13 protein-coding genes are annotated in these 16,770 nt (G+C 74.3%); 3 read left to right on the forward strand and 10 right to left on the reverse strand.

What is annotated here, in order from left to right; all coding sequences use genetic code 11:
- Positions 1-106 precede the first annotated feature (106 nt).
- The 5 genes from lipA to ACIO5E_RS01830 all read right to left on the reverse strand — a co-directional run bounded on the left by lipA (position 107) and on the right by ACIO5E_RS01830 (position 6,629).
- Positions 107-1,060: a lipoyl synthase gene (gene lipA, locus ACIO5E_RS01810; protein WP_280674647.1), complete on the reverse strand. Its 954-nt coding sequence runs from the start codon at positions 1,058-1,060 to the stop codon at positions 107-109.
- A 179-nt stretch (positions 1,061-1,239) separates the two neighbouring features.
- Positions 1,240-2,010, reverse strand: a complete 771-nt coding sequence (gene lipB, locus ACIO5E_RS01815) for a lipoyl(octanoyl) transferase LipB (RefSeq protein ID WP_400663394.1) — start codon at positions 2,008-2,010, stop codon at positions 1,240-1,242.
- A 178-nt stretch (positions 2,011-2,188) separates the two neighbouring features.
- A complete protein-coding gene (locus ACIO5E_RS01820; protein WP_400662359.1) occupies positions 2,189-4,096 on the reverse strand; it encodes a helix-turn-helix domain-containing protein in 1,908 nt (635 codons plus the stop codon).
- A gap of 59 nt (positions 4,097-4,155) precedes the next feature.
- Positions 4,156-5,547, reverse strand: coding sequence for an MFS transporter (locus tag ACIO5E_RS01825; protein ID WP_400662362.1), 1,392 nt, complete (start codon positions 5,545-5,547; stop codon positions 4,156-4,158).
- Positions 5,548-5,867: 320 nt separating this feature from the next.
- Positions 5,868-6,629 carry a 3-hydroxybutyrate dehydrogenase gene (locus ACIO5E_RS01830; protein ID WP_400662365.1) on the reverse strand — a complete coding sequence of 254 codons (762 nt, stop codon included), beginning with the start codon at positions 6,627-6,629 and terminating at the stop codon, positions 5,868-5,870.
- Between the two features lie 309 nt (positions 6,630-6,938).
- Here ACIO5E_RS01830 and ACIO5E_RS01835 point away from each other — a divergent pair, with 309 nt between their 5' ends.
- Positions 6,939-8,831 carry a regulator gene (locus ACIO5E_RS01835; RefSeq protein WP_400662368.1) on the forward strand — a complete coding sequence of 631 codons (1,893 nt, stop codon included), beginning with the start codon at positions 6,939-6,941 and terminating at the stop codon, positions 8,829-8,831.
- A 240-nt stretch (positions 8,832-9,071) separates the two neighbouring features.
- Here the strand turns inward: ACIO5E_RS01835 and ACIO5E_RS01840 are convergent, their stop codons facing one another.
- The 3 genes from ACIO5E_RS01840 to ACIO5E_RS01850 form a co-directional block, all read right to left on the reverse strand.
- Complete coding sequence (locus ACIO5E_RS01840) at positions 9,072-9,578, reverse strand: cation:proton antiporter (RefSeq protein WP_400662371.1); 507 nt, start codon at positions 9,576-9,578, stop codon at positions 9,072-9,074.
- A 105-nt stretch (positions 9,579-9,683) separates the two neighbouring features.
- Positions 9,684-11,015 (reverse strand): NAD(P)/FAD-dependent oxidoreductase, encoded by a 1,332-nt coding sequence (locus tag ACIO5E_RS01845; RefSeq protein WP_400662374.1) that lies wholly within the window; start codon positions 11,013-11,015, stop codon positions 9,684-9,686.
- A gap of 564 nt (positions 11,016-11,579) precedes the next feature.
- Positions 11,580-12,485, reverse strand: coding sequence for a TIGR01777 family oxidoreductase (locus ACIO5E_RS01850; RefSeq protein WP_400662377.1), 906 nt, complete (start codon positions 12,483-12,485; stop codon positions 11,580-11,582).
- 64 nt (positions 12,486-12,549) lie between these two features.
- On the opposite strand from ACIO5E_RS01850, the gene ACIO5E_RS01855 reads away from it, so the two are divergent.
- Complete coding sequence (locus ACIO5E_RS01855; RefSeq protein ID WP_400662380.1) at positions 12,550-13,047, forward strand: GNAT family N-acetyltransferase; 498 nt, start codon at positions 12,550-12,552, stop codon at positions 13,045-13,047.
- Positions 13,048-13,224: 177 nt separating this feature from the next.
- Positions 13,225-14,289, forward strand: coding sequence for a DUF2510 domain-containing protein (locus tag ACIO5E_RS01860; RefSeq protein WP_400662383.1), 1,065 nt, complete (start codon positions 13,225-13,227; stop codon positions 14,287-14,289).
- Between the two features lie 15 nt (positions 14,290-14,304).
- On the opposite strand, the gene ACIO5E_RS01865 is transcribed toward ACIO5E_RS01860, so the two are convergent.
- Together ACIO5E_RS01865 and sucB are read right to left on the reverse strand one after the other, a co-directional pair.
- Positions 14,305-14,820: a DUF4240 domain-containing protein gene (locus ACIO5E_RS01865; RefSeq protein WP_280674832.1), complete on the reverse strand. Its 516-nt coding sequence runs from the start codon at positions 14,818-14,820 to the stop codon at positions 14,305-14,307.
- Positions 14,821-15,004: 184 nt separating this feature from the next.
- Positions 15,005-16,741 (reverse strand): 2-oxoglutarate dehydrogenase, E2 component, dihydrolipoamide succinyltransferase, encoded by a 1,737-nt coding sequence (gene sucB / locus ACIO5E_RS01870; RefSeq protein WP_400662386.1) that lies wholly within the window; start codon positions 16,739-16,741, stop codon positions 15,005-15,007.
- Positions 16,742-16,770 lie beyond the last annotated feature (29 nt).

The following is a 16,770-nucleotide window of genomic DNA, read 5'->3' on the forward strand; positions in this document are numbered from 1 at the left end:
GGAGCCGAGGCTCCGCCCTTCGCTCGATGCGGCTGGCTCAAAAGCGCCGGATCGAGAGCGGCGACTCAAGGGCGCAGGCTCAAGAGCGGCGGCTCAAGGCGCCGGCTCAGACCGCGGCCTGCTCGCGCCGCTCCAGCGCCTGCCGGTACAGCCGGCCGGCCCGGTAGGAGGAGCGCACCAGCGGGCCCGACATGACCCCGGCGAAGCCCAGCTCCTCGGCCTCCTGCTGGAGCTCGACGAACTCGTGCGGCTTGACCCAGCGCTCCACCGGGTGGTGGCGCAGCGAGGGGCGCAGGTACTGGGTGATGGTGATGAGCTCGCAGCCGGCGCCGACCAGGTCGGCGAGCGCCTGGCTGACCTCCTCGCGGGTCTCGCCCATGCCCAGGATCAGATTGGACTTGGTCACCAGCCCGGCCGCGCGGGCCTGGGTGATGACGTCCAGCGAGCGCTCGTAGCGGAATGCCGGGCGGATCCGCTTGAAGATCCGCGGCACCGTCTCGACGTTGTGCGCGAGCACCTCGGGGCGGGAGGAGAAGACCTCGGCCAGCTGCTCGGGCACCGCGTTGAAGTCGGGGATCAGCAGCTCGACGCCGGTGCGGCCGCTCGCGCGGTCGGCGGTCATCGCGTGCACCTGGCGCACGGTCTCGGCGTACAGCCAGGCGCCGCCGTCCGGCAGGTCGTCGCGGGCGACGCCGGTGATGGTGGCGTAGTTGAGGTCCATCGTGACGATGGACTCGGCGACCCGGCGCGGCTCGTCCCGGTCGAACTCGGCGGGCTTGCCGGTGTCGATCTGGCAGAAGTCGCAGCGGCGGGTGCACTGGTCACCGCCGATGAGGAAGGTCGCCTCGCGGTCCTCCCAGCACTCGAAGATGTTGGGGCAGCCGGCCTCCTGGCAGACGGTGTGCAGCCCCTCCTTCTTCACCAGCGACTGGAGGGCGTTGTACTCCGGGCCCATCTTCGCGCGGGTCTTGATCCACTCGGGCTTCCGCTCGATGGGGGTCTCGCTGTTGCGGACCTCCAGGCGGAGCAGCTTCCTGCCGTCGGGCGCGACAGCGGACACGTGCGACTCCTAGAACTAGACGGGGTACCCCCAGGGTACGCCTGTGGTTGTACGGCCTTCGCGGCGCCTGTTGCCCCGCAATCGCAGGGCAACAGAGCTACTGGCCGGTAGATTCCCGGGTGGTGCCGAGGGTGCCGAGGGCGCCGGGAGCGTCCGGGGTGTGCCGGGCGGTACGGTCCTCAGCGGGTGAGTGCCGGCTCCGGCAGCTCCGCGAACACGTCCGCCAGGTGCCGCTCGACCACCGGCAGCGCCTCGCCGACGGTGAAGCCGCGCCCCAGCTCGCCGGCGAGCGAGGCGACGCCCGCGTCCCGGATGCCGCACGGCACGATCCGGTCGAACCAGGTCATGTCCGGGTCGCAGTTGAGCGCGAAGCCGTGCATGGTCACCCCGCGGGCGACCCGCACGCCGATCGCGGCGAGCTTGCGGTCGTCGCCGCGCTGGCCGGCGTTGGACGGTGCGTACTCGGGGCCGGCCAGCCGCGGGTCGATGCCCAGCGGCAGGCCCATGCGCAGGGTCAGCCTGCCGATGTCCACCACCTGCGCCGGGTCCACCACGGCGTCCGGGATGGACTCGCCCAGCACCCACACGCCACTGCGGCCCTCGACCCGGGTGGTCCCGACGCCGAACTCGGTGCAGGCGCGGATCAGCGCTTCCTCCAGCCGGCGGACGTACGCGACCACGTCGATCGGGTCGGGCAGCTTGACGATCGGGTAGCCGACCAGCTGGCCGGGGCCGTGCCAGGTGATCTCCCCGCCCCGGTTGACCTCGACCACCGGGGTGCCGTCCAGCGGCAGGTCGGCGGGGTTGGTGCGCTTGCCCATCGTGTAGACGGGCTGGTGCTCCAGCAGCAGCACGGTGTCGGGGATCTCGTCCGCGACCCGCAGCGCGTGCAGGCGCTGCTGCTCCTCCCAGGCCTCCTGGTAGGCGATGGCGCCCTCGCCTATCCCCATTCGAACGAAATCGACGTTCTCGCTCACCGCTGCCGCTCCTTGCCAGGCGTTCGAGACCAACCTCGCCACTGTACGCCCACGCCCGTACGGACCGGCCAGCCGCCCGAGACCGCCGGGGTCTACCGGGGGCCGCCCGAGGTTGCCTGGGGCTACCCGAGGCCGCCCGAGGGACGGCCGCTCAGCCACCCGAGAGCAGCTGCAGCCGCAGTGCCAGCTGGAGTTCGAGCGAGCGCTCGGGGTGGTTCCAGTCCGGGCCGAGCAGCGCCTCGACCCGGTCCAGCCGCTGGACCACGGTGTTCACGTGGACGTGCAGTTCGTCCTTGGCGCGGGTGAGGCTGCCGCCGCAGTCGAAGTAGGCGCGCAGGGTGCGGACCAGTTCGGTGCCGCGCCGGGCGTCGTAGGCGAGCAGCGGGCCGAGCGCCGCGCCGACGAAGCCGTCCACGTCGTGACCGTCGCCGAGCAGCACCCCGAGGAAGCCCAGCGCCCGGGCCGAGGCGCCCTCCCCGGCGCGGCCGAGCACCCGCAGCGCCCGTACGCAGCGCAGGCCCTCGGCGTACGAGGCGGCCAGTGCGGGCGGGCCGGCGGCCGGGCGGCCGGCGCCCACGGTGACCGGGAAGCCGGCCAGCCGGGCCAGCCGCTCGGCGGCCTGCCGGGCGGCCTCCTCGGGGTCGCCGGCCTCCGGCACCAGCAGCACCACCGCGTCGCCGTGCTCGGCGCCGACGCCCCGGGAGCCGAACAGGTACCGGCGGGCCGCCCCGGCCAGCCGGCCGCGGTCCGCGCCGGGGGACCCCACGGGTTCGGCCGGTTCCGCGACCAGGACCAGGTGCGGGCGGGCGAGGTCGACGCCGAGCCGGCGGCCGCGTGCGGTGAGCCCGGCCGGGTCGCGGTCGGGGGCGGTTAGCAGGTCGGTGAGCAGTTCGCCGCGGACCCTGTTCTCGGTCTCGGCCACCGAGCGGCGCAGCAGCAGGAGCAGCGCGGTCACCACGCTGGCCCGCTCGAACAGCCGCCGGTCCGCGTCGTCGAGGTCGGGCCGTCCGCGCAGCACCATGGTGCCGAGCGCGTCGTGCCCGGCCAGGACCGCGCACACCCACAACTCGCCGTGCCGGACGGATCGCCCCTCGGCCCGGGACGCGGCGACCGCCTCCGCCAGTTCGGCGGCGGGCGCGGACCTCCCGGCCAGTGGCTCGCCCTCGGCGTCGAGAACGGCTATCCCACCGCCCAGCAGGGCCGCGACGGCGGCGGCGACGTCCGGCACCTCGGCGCCGCGCAGGACCAGGTCGGTGAGCCGGTCGTGCGCCTGCTCGGCGCGCTGGACGGCGGCGGAGTGGGCGCGGACCAGCTCGTTGGCGCTGTTCAGCTCGGCGAGCGCGGCCCGGGTGTCGGCCAGTGCCTTGGCGGTGTCCAGGGCGATCGCGGCGTGCGCGGCCAGCGTGCACAGCAGCGCGACCTCGTCGGGGGAGAAGGCGCGCGGCGAGCGGTCGGCTGCGAACAGCACCCCGATGACCTCGCCGCCGAGCAGCAGCGGCACCCCGATGATCGCCACCAGGCCCTCGTCGAGCACGCCCGCGTCGATCGTGCCGGTGTGGTGGAACCGCTCGTCGGTGCGGTAGTCGGGGGTGGCGTACGGGCGGGCGGTCTGCGCGACCAGGCCGCCCAGCCCGTCGCCGAGGCTGAGCCGCAGGGTCTGGAACAGGACGGACACCGAGCCGTCGGTGACCCGCATGTAGGTGTCGCCCGCGGCCACGTCCGGCAGGGTCAGGTACGCGGTGTCGGTGCCGAGCAGCATTCGGGCGCGGCGGACGATCGCCTGCAGCACGGTGTCCAGCTCCCGGGAGGCGGCGAGGTCCCCGGCGGTGTCGAACAGGGCCGTCAACTCCGCCTCCCGGCGCCGGTGTTGGCGCAGCGTGCGATGTACCCGGAGGGCCTGCCAGGTGGCGTCGTCGATCTCGGCGAGGACGGCGGCCGGCGCCCCACGGCGGCGGGCGTCGGCCAGCACGTCGGCGAAGTCCTCGGTGGCGGCGCCGGAGGCGAGCAGGTCGAGCAGCCGCCGCAGCGCGGGCGCGGAGCTTTCGTGAGGGTGGTTCATGGTGCGTGCCGCCAATCGGCGTCGTGTCCGGCGGAAGCGCGATCGTAGCGGCTCGGCCGTCAGGCCGTGGCGGGCTTTCCGGCCACGGTGGCGGCCTCCGCCTCCGCCCCGGCCGCCGCCTCGGGCTCGACCTCCGCGAGGTCCTGGCCCCTGGTCTCCCGCCCGCAGAGCACCGCCAGTACGGTGATCGCCGCCGCGATCGCGACGTACACCGAGATCGGGGTGGCGCTGCCGTAGTCCTTGAGCAGCGCGGTCGCGATCAGCGGCGCCGGCGCGCCGGCCGCCACCGAGGCGAACTGGGCCCCGATCGAGGCGCCCGAGTACCGCATCCGGGTCGCGAACAGTTCGGAGAAGAACGCGGCCTGCGGTGCGTACATCGCGCTGTGGAACACCAGCCCGATCGTCACCGCGACCAGCAGCGACCCGAACGACCTGGTGTCCACCAGCCCGAAGAAGACGAACGCCCAGGCGCCCACCCCGACCGCGCCGACCAGGTACACCGGCTTGCGCCCGACCCGGTCCGACAGTGCGCCGAACAGCGGGATCAGCGCGAACTGGATCGCCGAGGCGATCAGCACCGCGTTCAGCGCGGTCTGCTTCGAGAAGTGCGCGTGGGTGACGGCGTAGGTCAGCACAAAGGTGGTCATCACGTAGTACGAGATGTTCTCCGCCATCCGGGCGCCCATCGCCACCAGCACCTCCCGCCAGTGGTGCCGCAACACGGCCACCAGCGGCGGCTGTTCGGCTGCCTTCCGGGCCGCCTTGCGCTTCTCGGCCGCCGCCAGCGCCTGCTTGAACAGCGGCGACTCGTCCACCGCCAGCCGGATCCACATCCCGACCCCCACCAGCACCGCGGACAGCAGGAACGGCACCCGCCACCCCCACGACAGGAACTGCTGCTCCGACAGCACCGCCGTCAGCAGCGACAGCACCCCCGCCGCCAGCAGGTTCCCGGCCGGTGCCCCGCCCTGCGGCCACGACGCCCAGAACCCCCGCCGCCGCTGGTCTCCGTGCTCCGACACCAGCAGCACCGCCCCGCCCCACTCCCCGCCCAGCGCGAAGCCCTGCACCAGCCGCAGCACCGTCAGCAGCACCGGCGCCGCCACCCCGATGGAGCTGTAGGTGGGCAACACCCCGATCAGCGTGGTCGACCCGCCCATCAGCAGCAGGCTGACGACGAGCAGCTTCTTCCGCCCCACCCGGTCCCCGAAGTGCCCGAACACCAGCGCCCCGACCGGCCGTGCGGCGAACCCGATCGCATAGGTGAGGAACGACAGCAGCGTCCCCGTCAGCGGATCACTGTTCGGAAAGAACACCTTGCCGAACACCAACGCGGCTGCTGTTCCGTACAAGAAGTAGTCGTACCACTCAATGGTCGTGCCGATCAGGCTCGCAGCCACCACTCGGGGGAGTGAACTGGTCGCCGCCGAACCACGTGCAGAGGCGTTCATGGTCACCACTTCCAGGTCCAGGGGGGAGGGGGACGGGGACGATGTCGCCACAAGGTAGAGAAGTCCCGGAGGCGCGGCCCATGTTGGCAACCCACATAGTCAACGGCGCTGATATGGCCTGCCACTCCATAACCACCTCGGCCCCCACCCTTGCACCGGTCGCCCCGTCGTCGCTTCGGCGATGCCGAAGCGACGACGGGGCCGATCGAGATCGAGACGGCCGGGCCTGCGCTCCCCGTGCGGGCGCGGGCCTCCTCCCCGGAGGGGCCCGTACACGTTTCCCGCCCGTGGATCTTCTCCTTCGCTTTCCACCTCCTGTCTCAGTGCGCCGTCCAGCCGCCGTCGACGGGGAGGCTGGCGCCGGTGATGTAGGAGGCGGGTGGGGAGCAGAGCCAGAGGGCGAGTTGGGCGATCTCGTCGGGTTCGATGAGGCGCTTGAGGGCGGTGCGGTCGAGCATGACCCGTTCGACGACCTCGTCCTCGCGGATGCCGTGGGCCAGGGCCTGGGCGGCGATCTGCTGCTCCACCAGGGGAGTTCGGACGTACCCGGGGTTGATGCAGTTGCTGGTGACGCCGTAGGGGGCGCCCTCCAGGGCGACGGTCTTGCTGAGGCCTTCCAGGGCGTGCTTGGCGGTGACGTAGGCGGACTTGAAGGCGCTGGCCCGCAGGCCGTGGACGGAGGAGATGTTGACCACCCGCCCCCACTCCTGCTCGTACATGTGCGGGAGGGTGCGGCGCAGGATGCGGAACGGGGCCTCGACCATGACACGTTGGATGAGGGTGAAGCGGTCGGGCGGGAACTCGTGGACGGGCGCGACGTGTTGGAGACCGGCGTTGTTGACCACGATGTCGGCGTCGTCCGGCAGGGTCTCCACGGCCTCCGGGTCGCCGAGGTCCGCGACGATGGCGCGGCCGCCGATCCGCTCCGCGAGCTCCCGGGCCGGGCCGGCCGCGAGATCGACGACGTAGACCCGGGCGCCGGCCCCGGCGAAGGCCTCGGCGCAGGCTCGGCCGATGCCCGAGGCGGCCCCGGTGACCAGGGCCGTCCGGCCGTCGAGCGGGCGGTCTGTAGTGGTGTCCATGGCCGAGAACGGTAGGAATTCGGGGGCCTGGCTCCCATGTGGCGGGCCGCTACAGCATCCCGGTGGGCTGTGGTGCCCGTCGCCATGACCGTCGATCGACGGTTCGACCGCGGAAGGCCAAACCCGCCCTGGCCTCGCTTCCCCACAATGGGCGCGATTGCTTCACCCGTTCGGAGGATTGCTCGGTCAGATCCACCCATAGCGCCCGAATGCTCGCTACATTCACGCCGATTCCCGACAGGGGGCGCCGCCCCAGGCAGCCGAAGTGCTGGTAGAGCCCGGCGCGACGTCCGAGAGGTGTTGACTGACATGCCCCAACGGCCTGCAACCGACAGCCCGGCGTACGGACCGCTCGACCCGCTCGGCCAGCACCGAGGCCCGGTCGGCCGGGCCCTGCCGGACGCCCCCGACGCCCTGACCGCCGACGCCCCGACCGCCGACGAACTGCGGCTGCCCGCGCAGGCCACAACCGACCGGCACGAACCCGCCAGGCCCGCCCCCGCCTCCGCGCCGACGGGCGGTCACCCAGGCCATGCCGGGCACTCCGGCCCCTCCGGAGCGGCCCCGCAGAACGGCCAACTCGCCGCGCTGATCGAGGAGGCCGGCTTCTCGCACGCGGGCCTGGCCCGCCGGGTCGACCAGCTCGGTCTGGAACACGGTCTCGACCTGCGCTACGACAAGACCTCGGTCACCCGCTGGCTGCGCGGCCAGCAGCCCCGCGGCGCCACCCCGGCGCTGATCGCCGAGGTCTTCACCCGCCGCCTCGGCCGCCGCCTCACCGCCCAGGACCTCGGCCTGGACGCCTGCGCCCCGGTGTACGCCGGGCTGGAGTTCGCCGAGACCCCGCAGGAGGCGGTGGACATCGTGGCGAGCATGTGGCGCAAGGACAACGGCCCGCAGTCCGAACTGCGCCGGATCGCCTTCACCCCGGCCGGCCTGGTCGTCCCCAGCCGGGACTGGCTGATCGGCCGCACCGACGAGCGCGTCGCCCGGGACGGCTCGACGATGGCCCGCCCCGACGCCGCCACCGGCCCGCCGCCCGCGTCCGCACCCGTGCACGGCCCGTCCGGCACGCCCTCCGTGCCCTCCGCGGCCGGAACGGTCGGTACGCCCGGCGCGCCCCCCGTGAGCCCAGCGCGCGGCCCGGCTCCCGGCACGCCCGGCACGCGCCCCACCGTGGGCACGGCCGGTACCGCCGTGCCCCCCATCGGCCGGGTCCCCACCCAGAGCCGCCGCCCGCCCGCCGCCGTCGAGCCGCCGTACACCGACCCGGCCCGCGAGCAACGCCCGGCCCTGCGGGTCGGCCGCGGCGACATCGCCGCCATCCGTGCCGTCGGCGACCTCTTCCGCGCGCTCGACCACGCCTACGGTGGCGGGCACGCCCGGCAGGCGCTGGTCCGCTACCTGGAGAGCGAGGCCGAGCCGATGCTGCGCGGCCGCTACGGCGAGCAGATCGGCCGGGCACTGTTCGGCGCGGTCGCCGACCTGACCAGGCTGGCCGGCTGGACGTCCTTCGACATCGCCGCACACGGCCTCGCCCAGCGCTACTTCGTCCAGGCGCTGCGCCTGTCCCAGGCCGCCGGGGACCGCGCGCTGGGCGGGTACGTCCTGGTGACGATGAGCCAGCAGGCCGTCCACCTGGGCCACGGCCGGGAGGCCGTCCAGCTGGCCCGGGTCGCCCAGCAGGGCGTGGGCACGGCGGTGCCGCCGGTGGTCCAGTCGCTGATGCACGCCGCCGAGGCCCGCGGCCACGGCCTGCTGGGCGACGTCCGGGCCTGCACCACCGCCCTGGTACGCTCCGAGCGGTCGCTGGCCGCGGCCCGGGCGGGTGACGAACTGCCCTCCTGGGCACGGTACTTCGACGAGGCGCAGCTCTCCGACGAGTTCGCCCACTGCTACCGGGACCTGCAGCAGTGGCGCACCGCCGCGCAGCACGCCGAGAAGTCGTTGAGGCTGCGCTCGCCCGCCTATGCGCGCAGCCGGATCTTCTGCCGGCTGGTGCTGGCCACCGCCCGGCTCGGCATGGGGGACCTCGACGAGGCCTGCACCATGGCCACCGACGCGCTGCGGGCGGCGGGGGAGATGCGCTCGGCCCGCTCGCTGGAGTACGTCCGGGACTTCCACCGCCGCCTGATCCCCTACCGGGGCAGCCCGGTGGCACGCGCCTTCGAGGAGACGGCCCGCCAGGCGGGCGTGATCTAGGGACTCGTGATCCAGGGACTGTCGGACGAGCCGGCGGTCCCGGAAGCCCGTACCGCCCGGGGCCGGAGGGGTGCGCCGGCGTCGAAGGGGCCGGTCGGAAGGCCCGGTCGGAAGGCCCGGTCGGAAGGCCCGCTCGGAAGGCCCGCTCGGAAGGGCCGCTGGGAAGCGTCTGCCGGAACGCCTTCGAAAGGGCTTTCCCCCGCCGCCCGTTGGCGGCCGGGGAGTGCGACCGGGAGCGACTCACCAGCTCTCGGCCCGGACGCGCGGCCGTCCCGGCTCCGGCGCGGGTGGCCGGACGCCGCCGCGTACCCGCTGCGCCGCCAGCGGGAACGCCAGCACCGAGAGCATGCCCGCGCCCACGAGTGCGGCCGCCGTCGACGACGGCAGGTGCCCGTCGTCCACTTCGATGGTGGTGATCACCACGACCAGCGGCAGCGCCGTCGCGCCGTACAGCCCGAGCGCCGCGCGGTCCCGCCGGCCGAGCCCGGCCGGGGCGAGCAGTCCGGCCGGCAGTCCGCGTACCACCAGGAGCAGCAGCAGGAACACCGGGACGAGCAGCAGCGTGCCGGGGTCGTCCAGCAGGGCGGTCAGGTCGAAGTTCATTCCGCTGACCACGAAGAACACCGGCGCCAGGAAGCCGAAGCCGATGCTCTCCAGCTTGGCCTCGATCACCTCCTCCTCGGCCTGGCGGATGTCGGAGAGCAGCAGGCGGGAGATGGTCCCGGCGGTGAAGGCGCCGAGCAGCATGTCAGGACCGCCGGCGTGTTCCGGGCACCGGCTAGGAAGGATCGCCGGCGCGTTGCGGGCTCAGCCCGTCCGGGAGCGCCCGAGCACTCCGGGCGTCCGAACGGGTCAGGCCGCCGCCTCGGCCTCCCGTGCGGTGGCCGGGACGCCGAGGTCGCGCAGCACCGCCTGCGCCGCCCGCCGCCCGGAGACCAGCGCGCCCTGCACGGTGCTGGTGTCCCGGTGGTCCCCGGCGACGTACAGCCCGGCCAGCACCCGCACCGGGCGCCGGGGATTGTGCGGCGGGGGCATCGTGGGCAGTGCGTCCGGGACGTGCCGCACGTTCAGGAACTGCCAGCCGGTGGTCGAGGCGCCGTACAGCTCGGCGAGCCGGGCCCGGACCGTCGGTTCCAGCCCGGCCGGGCCGCCGGCGTCGAAGGAGCGCCGCCCGAGCACGGTGGTGGCGACCAGCGCCTGCCCGGCCGGGGCGTAGGAAGGGTGCAGCTCGCTGAGCACCAGCGAATGCGAGACCAGCGGAGGCTGCCCGCCGGGCCGGTCGCCGTCGAGCAGCAGGACGGCCTCGCTCAGCGGGGCGCGGTCGGCCGCGTGGTAGAAGGTCGTGACGGGGTGGAAGTCCGGCAGCCGCAGCCCGGGCAGCAACTGGGCGGCGGAGCGGGCGTCGGTGGCGACGACGACGGCCTGGGCGCCGATCCGCCCGTGCCCGACGGTCTCCACGCCGTCGGCGGCGATCGAGGTGACCTGCACCCCGGTGCGCACGATGCCGGCGGGCAGGGCGGCGGCCAGTTGGGCCGGTACGGCCGCGATCCCGTCGGCGGGCAGACAGAGCCGTCCGCGCGCGTAGGAGCGCAGCACCAGGTCGGCGATCCGGCTGCTGGTGCCGAGGGCCGGGTCGCTGAGCAGTGCGCCGAGCAGCGGCCGCAGGAAGCCGTCGAGGGTGCGCGGGGCGAGCCCGTGGCCGGTCAGCGCGCGGGCGGTGGTGGTCTCCGGGCGGTTCTGGAGCCGGCCGGCGGGGGTGGCGGCGAGCCGGCCGAGCCAGCTGCCGAGCCGGGCCTTGTCCAGCGGGCTGCCGAGCGGGGCGCGGGTGGCGGCCTGCCGGGCGGTGGTGAGTTGAGGGTCCCCGGTGCGGTAGCGGCGGCCGCCGCTGTGCACGAGGACGCCGGGAGCGAGCGGGCGCAGGTCGAGGCGGTCGAGGTCGAGTACGCGGCGGAGCTCGGGGAAGGCGGTGTTCAGCAGGTGGCTGCCGTCGTCGAGCCGGAAGCCGTCCAGTTCGCGGGTGGCCATCCGGCCGCCGATCCGGTCCGTGGCCTCAAGGATCTGGACGGTGAGGCCGTGGCCGGCGAGCGTGCGGGCGGCGGCCAGGCCCGCGAGTCCGGCGCCGATCACGACGACGTCCGGGTCGGACGGGCGGCGGGCGCGGCGGGTGAAGTCGTATGTGGGCACTGGCGTGCTCCCTCCCTGGTCCCGGGGCTCCGGCCGACGCAGGCAGCGGGGTGCCGGGACACGGTCCGACGGTGTGATGCCCAGTCAGTACGACCATCAGACAAGCGCATCGGACCCGATCCAAGGGTCGGGAGGGGGCGTGCGGCACCGGACCGGGGCGCGGTCACGGACAGTGCGCCGTTGGGGCCGGGTTCTGGGGTCGGCGGGCGCGTACGGTCACCGGGGGCGTGCGACGCGCCCGGTCTGTGCTCCCATGCGCCCCCTCCCGGAGCCCCGTCCGACCTCCGCCCGGCATATGCCCCTGGCCAGGGCGAATGCCGTAGCCGCCGTACGCCGGAGCGGTCGGCGAGCCCGGTCCGAACCCGGTCCAAAGCCGCCCGCGCACACCGTCGCGCGGCACACCCGGACCCGCGTGCACCGCGGCGCGCGCCGCGACGCACTGTTCACATCGCCGCGCGGCACACCCGGACCCGCACGGCACGCCCGGACCCGCGCGCACCGCCACGCACACGACAGCGCACGGCGCACGGCTCACGCCGTTGGCACCGCCCACCCCGCACCCGCTCACAGCGCCGCGCGCACCGCCGAGTCCACGTCCGGGTGGGCGAAGCGGAACCCCGCGTCCAGCAGCCGCCGCGGCACCACCCGGTGGCTGCCGACCACCTCGACCGCGAGTTCCCCGAGCACCACCTTGAGCACCGCCTCCGGCACCGGGAACGGGGTGGGTCGCCCGAGCGCCCGCCCGAGCGCCGCGGTCAGCTCGGCGTTGGTGACCGGGTCGGGCGCGGTGAGGTTGACGGCGCCGGAGAGGTCGTCCCGGTCGATCAGGAACCGCAGCGCGGCGACCTGGTCGGCCAGCGAGATGAAGCTCCAGTACTGCCGCCCGCTGCCGAGCCGTCCGCCCAGGCCCAGCTTGAACAGCGGGAACAGCCGTGCGCCGGCCCCGCCGGCCGCGGACAGCACCATCCCGGTGCGCGGGTGGACGACCCGGATCCCGGCCCGCTCGGCCGGCCGCGCGGCCGCCTCCCACTCCACGCAGACCTCGGCCAGGAAGTCCCGGCCGGCGGGGGAGTCCTCGTCGATCACCCGGTCGCCGGTCTGCCCGTACCAGCCGACCGCGGAGGCGCTGACCAGCACCCGGGGCGGCTCCTTGAGCTCGGCCAGCGCGACGGCCAGCGTCTCGGTGCCGAGCGCCCGGCTCTCCCGGATCTCCCGCTTGTAGGAGTCCGTCCAGCGGTGGTCGCCGACCCCGGCGCCGGCCAGGTGCACCACCGCCTCGACCCCGGCCAGCCCGTCCCGCTCGACCTGGCCGAGCAGCGGGTTCCAGCCGATCGCGGTACTTCCGTCGGGCTGCGGGCCCGTCCTGGAGCGGTGCCGGACCAGCCGGACCACCTCGTGGCCGTCCGCCAGCAGGGAGCGGACGAGGGCCGAACCGATCAATCCCGTGGAGCCTGTGACAGCGATGCGCATACGCCCATCCTCGCAGTTTTCAATTCCCTGTCATGTTTGCAGGCGTCTCATTAGCATGGCGCGCATGCACGAGGACGATCTGATCATCCGACCAGCTCGGCCCGAGGACGAGGGCGAACTCGCCGTCCTCAACCGCGCCGCCTGGTCCCCGCTGTCCGACGTCTCCCCGCAGCCGCCCGAGGAGGACGGCGTCTTCGACGAGCGGCACGCCCCGGAGCAGTTCCTGCTCGCCCTCCTGGACGGCCGCGTCGTCGGCTACATCCGCCAGGTCCCGGCGACCCCGCTGGCCAGCAACCGGCACGTCCGGCAGATCCAGGGCCTGGCCGTCGACGCCGAGGTCCGCGGCCGGGGCGTCGGCCGGAGTCTGGTCGGGGCCGCCTGCGCGGCGGCCCGGGCCGAGGGCGCGCGCAAGCTGACCCTGCGAGTGCTCGGCTGGAACGTCCCGGCCCGCAGGCTCTACGAGAGCTGCGGCTTCGTCGTCGAGGGCTCGCTGGCCGAGGAGTTCCTGATCGACGGGTCCTACGTGGACGACATCTGGATGGCCCGCCGCCTGGCGGACTGACCGGCCCGACCGACCCGGCTCCCCGACCGACCCGACCTCCGGACGGGCCGTCGGCCCGACCGGTCCTCCGGCCGTACCTGCCACCAAACCTGACGGATCATCAGCCGAGACGGGTGGTGCAGAGTCGTGACCGACCCGCCCTGTCTGGACCAGCACCCCGCCGGGTACCGTACGGCCGTGAGCAACTCGACGCCTCCCGGGTGGTACCCGGTCCCCGGTGCGGACGGCACCCCCGGTCACGAGCGCTGGTGGGACGGCAACGCCTGGACCAGCGAGGTGCGCCCGCTCCAGGGCGGCGCCGGCCGGCTCGCCGACGCCCCCACCCAGGGCTGGCCGCCCACGGCCCCGCAGCCCGGGTACGGCTACGGCGGCCCGCAGGACGCCCCCGGCTACGGCTACCCGGGCGGCGCCTCCGCCCCGGCGTACGGCTACCCGGGCCAGGACGGCTACCCAGCCCAGGGCGCGGGCTACGGCTACCCGGCACCGGGCTACCCGCCGCAGCCGCCGGCGCCCGGCCGCATGAAGCCCGGGGTGATCGTCGCCATCGCGGTCGGCGTGCTGGCCGTGGGCGGGATCATCGCCGGGATCGCGCTCAGCGGCGGCTCCCCGAAGGCGGACCCGACCCCGAACCCGACGGTCACCGTCACCCAGAGCGTCGGCCCCGCCCCGAGCCCCAGTCCGACCGCGGGCACGCCCGCCCCGACGCCGACGGTGCCCACGCCCAAGCCGGCGCCGGCCCTCAAGAGCACCGCCCCGGATCCCCAGCACGCGATCACCATCCCGGTGTTCGACGGCTGGGACGCGGCGGCCAACTCCGCGCACTCGACGGTCTTCCTCGGCACCGGCCGCTACACCTGCGCCGACGGCAACTCCTGCATCCGCGGCCAGTTCTCGGTCGAGAAGGACACCGTCCAGGGCACCACCGCCAAGGCGGCCGCCGAGGCCGCGATGCCCGCGTACGCCGGCCAGATCTTCACCGGGATCAGCTCGCACACCGACTCCGGCTCCGGCTACGCGACCGTCGCGGGGGTGTTCGGCTACGCCGTGCGCTGGCACATCCGCACCTCGGACGGCACCCAGGGCTACATACTGCTGGCCGCCGTCCCGGCCAAGGGCGGCGGCTTCGTGGTCTTCGAGGGCGGCGTGGACGACGACCCGAGCGCGCCGGACGCGTCCGTGCTGGACCAGATCCTCAAGGGCGTCAAGCAGGACGGCACGTCAGGCAGCGGCAGCACCACCTGACGCGGCCGGACCCGGTCAGTCCCCGTAGCGCTCCCAGAGCTTGGGAAACCGTTTCGCCATGACGTCCGGGTCGTCGAAGTCCAGCGCCGCGCCGGCCGGCCGCCCGGGCTGCCGCCCGCCGACCTCGGGCAGCGGCAGGCCGGTCAGCTGCTCGTACGCCTCGTCGGCGGCGTAGCCGAGGTCCTCGGCCTCGCCGTCCTCCTCCTCGTCGAACTCCGGCAGCAGGTCCGCCAGGTCGTCCGGCTCGACCAGCGCGCCCTCGAAGACCTCCCGGCCCTGGCCGATCAGCCAGCAGCGGAAGTAGTCGAAGGTGTCGTCGGAGGCACCGTCCAGCAGCAGGTAGGCGGCGCCCCAGAGGTCGTTGCGGTAGGCCCGCTGGAACCGGGCCTCGAACAGCCGGGCGAAGTCGATGACGTCGTCCGGGGTCAGCTGGACCAACCGTTCCACCAAGCGGTCGGCCTGCTCGTCCGGATCGCCCTCGGCGGCCTCCCAGGTCTCGTCGATCATCTGCCAGAAGTCGGTCTCGTCCATCACCGCTCAAGCATCCCCGTTAGCCAGCCCCCGCGCATGCCATGGCCCGGCGAAACGCTGGTGATGTTCGACGCAGACAGCGGCGGAGCCCTGTGCCGTCCGCGGCAACGGCGGAGCCCCGCGTCGTCCGGGGACGACGCGGGGCTCGGGTGCAGCCGAATACGGCCGGAACGGCCGAAGTGCCTTACAGGCCGAGCTCGACCTCGAACTCGCCGGCCTCCAGGATCTCCTTGACCGCGACCAGGTAGCGGGCGGCGTCGGCGCCGTCCACCAGGCGGTGGTCGTAGGAGAGCGACAGGTAGGTCATGTCGCGGATGCCGATGGCGGTGCCGCCGTCGGCCTCGATGACCACCGGGCGCTTGACGGTGGCGCCGATGCCCAGGATGGCGACCTGGTTCGGCGGCACGATCACGGTGTCGAACAGCGCACCGCGCGAGCCGGTGTTGCTGATGGTGAAGGTCGCACCGGACAGCTCGTCCGGGGTGATCTTGCTGTCGCGGACCTTGGCGGCCAGCTCGGCGGTCTTCTTCGAGATACCGGCGATGTTGAGGTCGCCCGCACCCTTGATGACCGGGGTCATCAGACCCTTCTCGGAGTCCACCGCGATACCGATGTTCTCGGTGTCGAAGTAGGTGACGGTGCCCTCGGCCTCGTTGATCCGGGCGTTGACGACCGCGTGGGTCTTCAGCGCCTGGGCCGCGGCCTTGACGAAGAACGGCATCGGGGACAGCTTGACGCCCTCGCGGGCGAGGAAGCCCTCCTTGGCCTTGCCGCGCAGCGACATGATCTTGGTGACGTCCACCTCGACCACGCTGGTCAGCTGGGCCTGCTCGTGCAGGGCCTTCAGCATGTTGTCGCCGATGACCTTGCGCATGCGGGTCATCTTGACGGTCTGGCCGCGCAGGGCGGACGGCGCGGCGGCGGCCTTCGGCGCAGCGGCCGGAGCGGCGGCGGCGACCGGGGCCGGAGCGGCCTTGGCGGCCTCCGCGGCGGCGATGACGTCCTGCTTGCGGATGCGGCCGCCGACGCCGGTGCCGGCGACGGCGGTCAGCGCGACGCCGTGCTCGGCGGCGAGCTTGCGCACCAGCGGGGTGACGTAGGCGTCACCGGTGTCGGCCACCGGGGCGGCCGGCGCGACCGGGGCCGGAGCGGCCGGAGCCGGGGCCGGAGCGGCCACCGGGGCCGGGGCAGCGGCGACCGGAGCCGGAGCAGCCGGGGCCGGGGCGGCCGGGGCAACGGGGGCCGGCGCGACCGGGGCCGGGGCGGCGACCGGGGCCGGAGCGGCGGCGACGGCACCAGCGGCGCCGATCAGCGCGAGCTGGGCGCCGACCTCGGCGGTCTCGTCCTCGCCGACCAGGATCTTCACCACGACACCGGCGACCGGCGACGGGATCTCGGTGTCGACCTTGTCGGTGGAGACCTCGAGCAGCGGCTCGTCGACCTCGACCGTCTCACCCTCGGCCTTCAGCCAGCGGGTGACGGTGCCCTCGGAGACCGACTCACCCAGCGCGGGCAGCAGGACCGGGGTGGCGTCGCCGGCCGGAGCGGCCGGAGCGGCCGGAGCGGCGGCCGGAGCCGGCGCGGCGACCGGGGCGGGGGCGGCGGGCGCCTCCACGACCGGGGCCGGGGCGGCGACGGGCGCGGCCTCGGCGGCCGGGGCGGCGGCCGGGACCGGGGCACCGGAGCCGTCGTCGATGATCGCCAGCTCGGCACCGACCTCGACGGTCTCGTCCTCGCCGACCTTGATCGAGGCCAGGATGCCGGAGGCCGGCGCCGGGATCTCGGTGTCGACCTTGTCGGTCGACACCTCGAGCAGCGGCTCGTCGACCTCGACACGCTCACCCTCGGCCTTCAGCCAACGGGTGACGGTGCCCTCGGAAACGCTCTCGCCCAGCGCGGGCAGTGTTACTGAGACCGCCATGGTTTCAGCGACTCCTATCAAGTCTTGCG

The sequence above is a fragment of the Kitasatospora sp. NPDC087314 genome (assembly GCF_044744365.1).
GTDB lineage: Bacteria > Actinomycetota > Actinomycetes > Streptomycetales > Streptomycetaceae > Kitasatospora.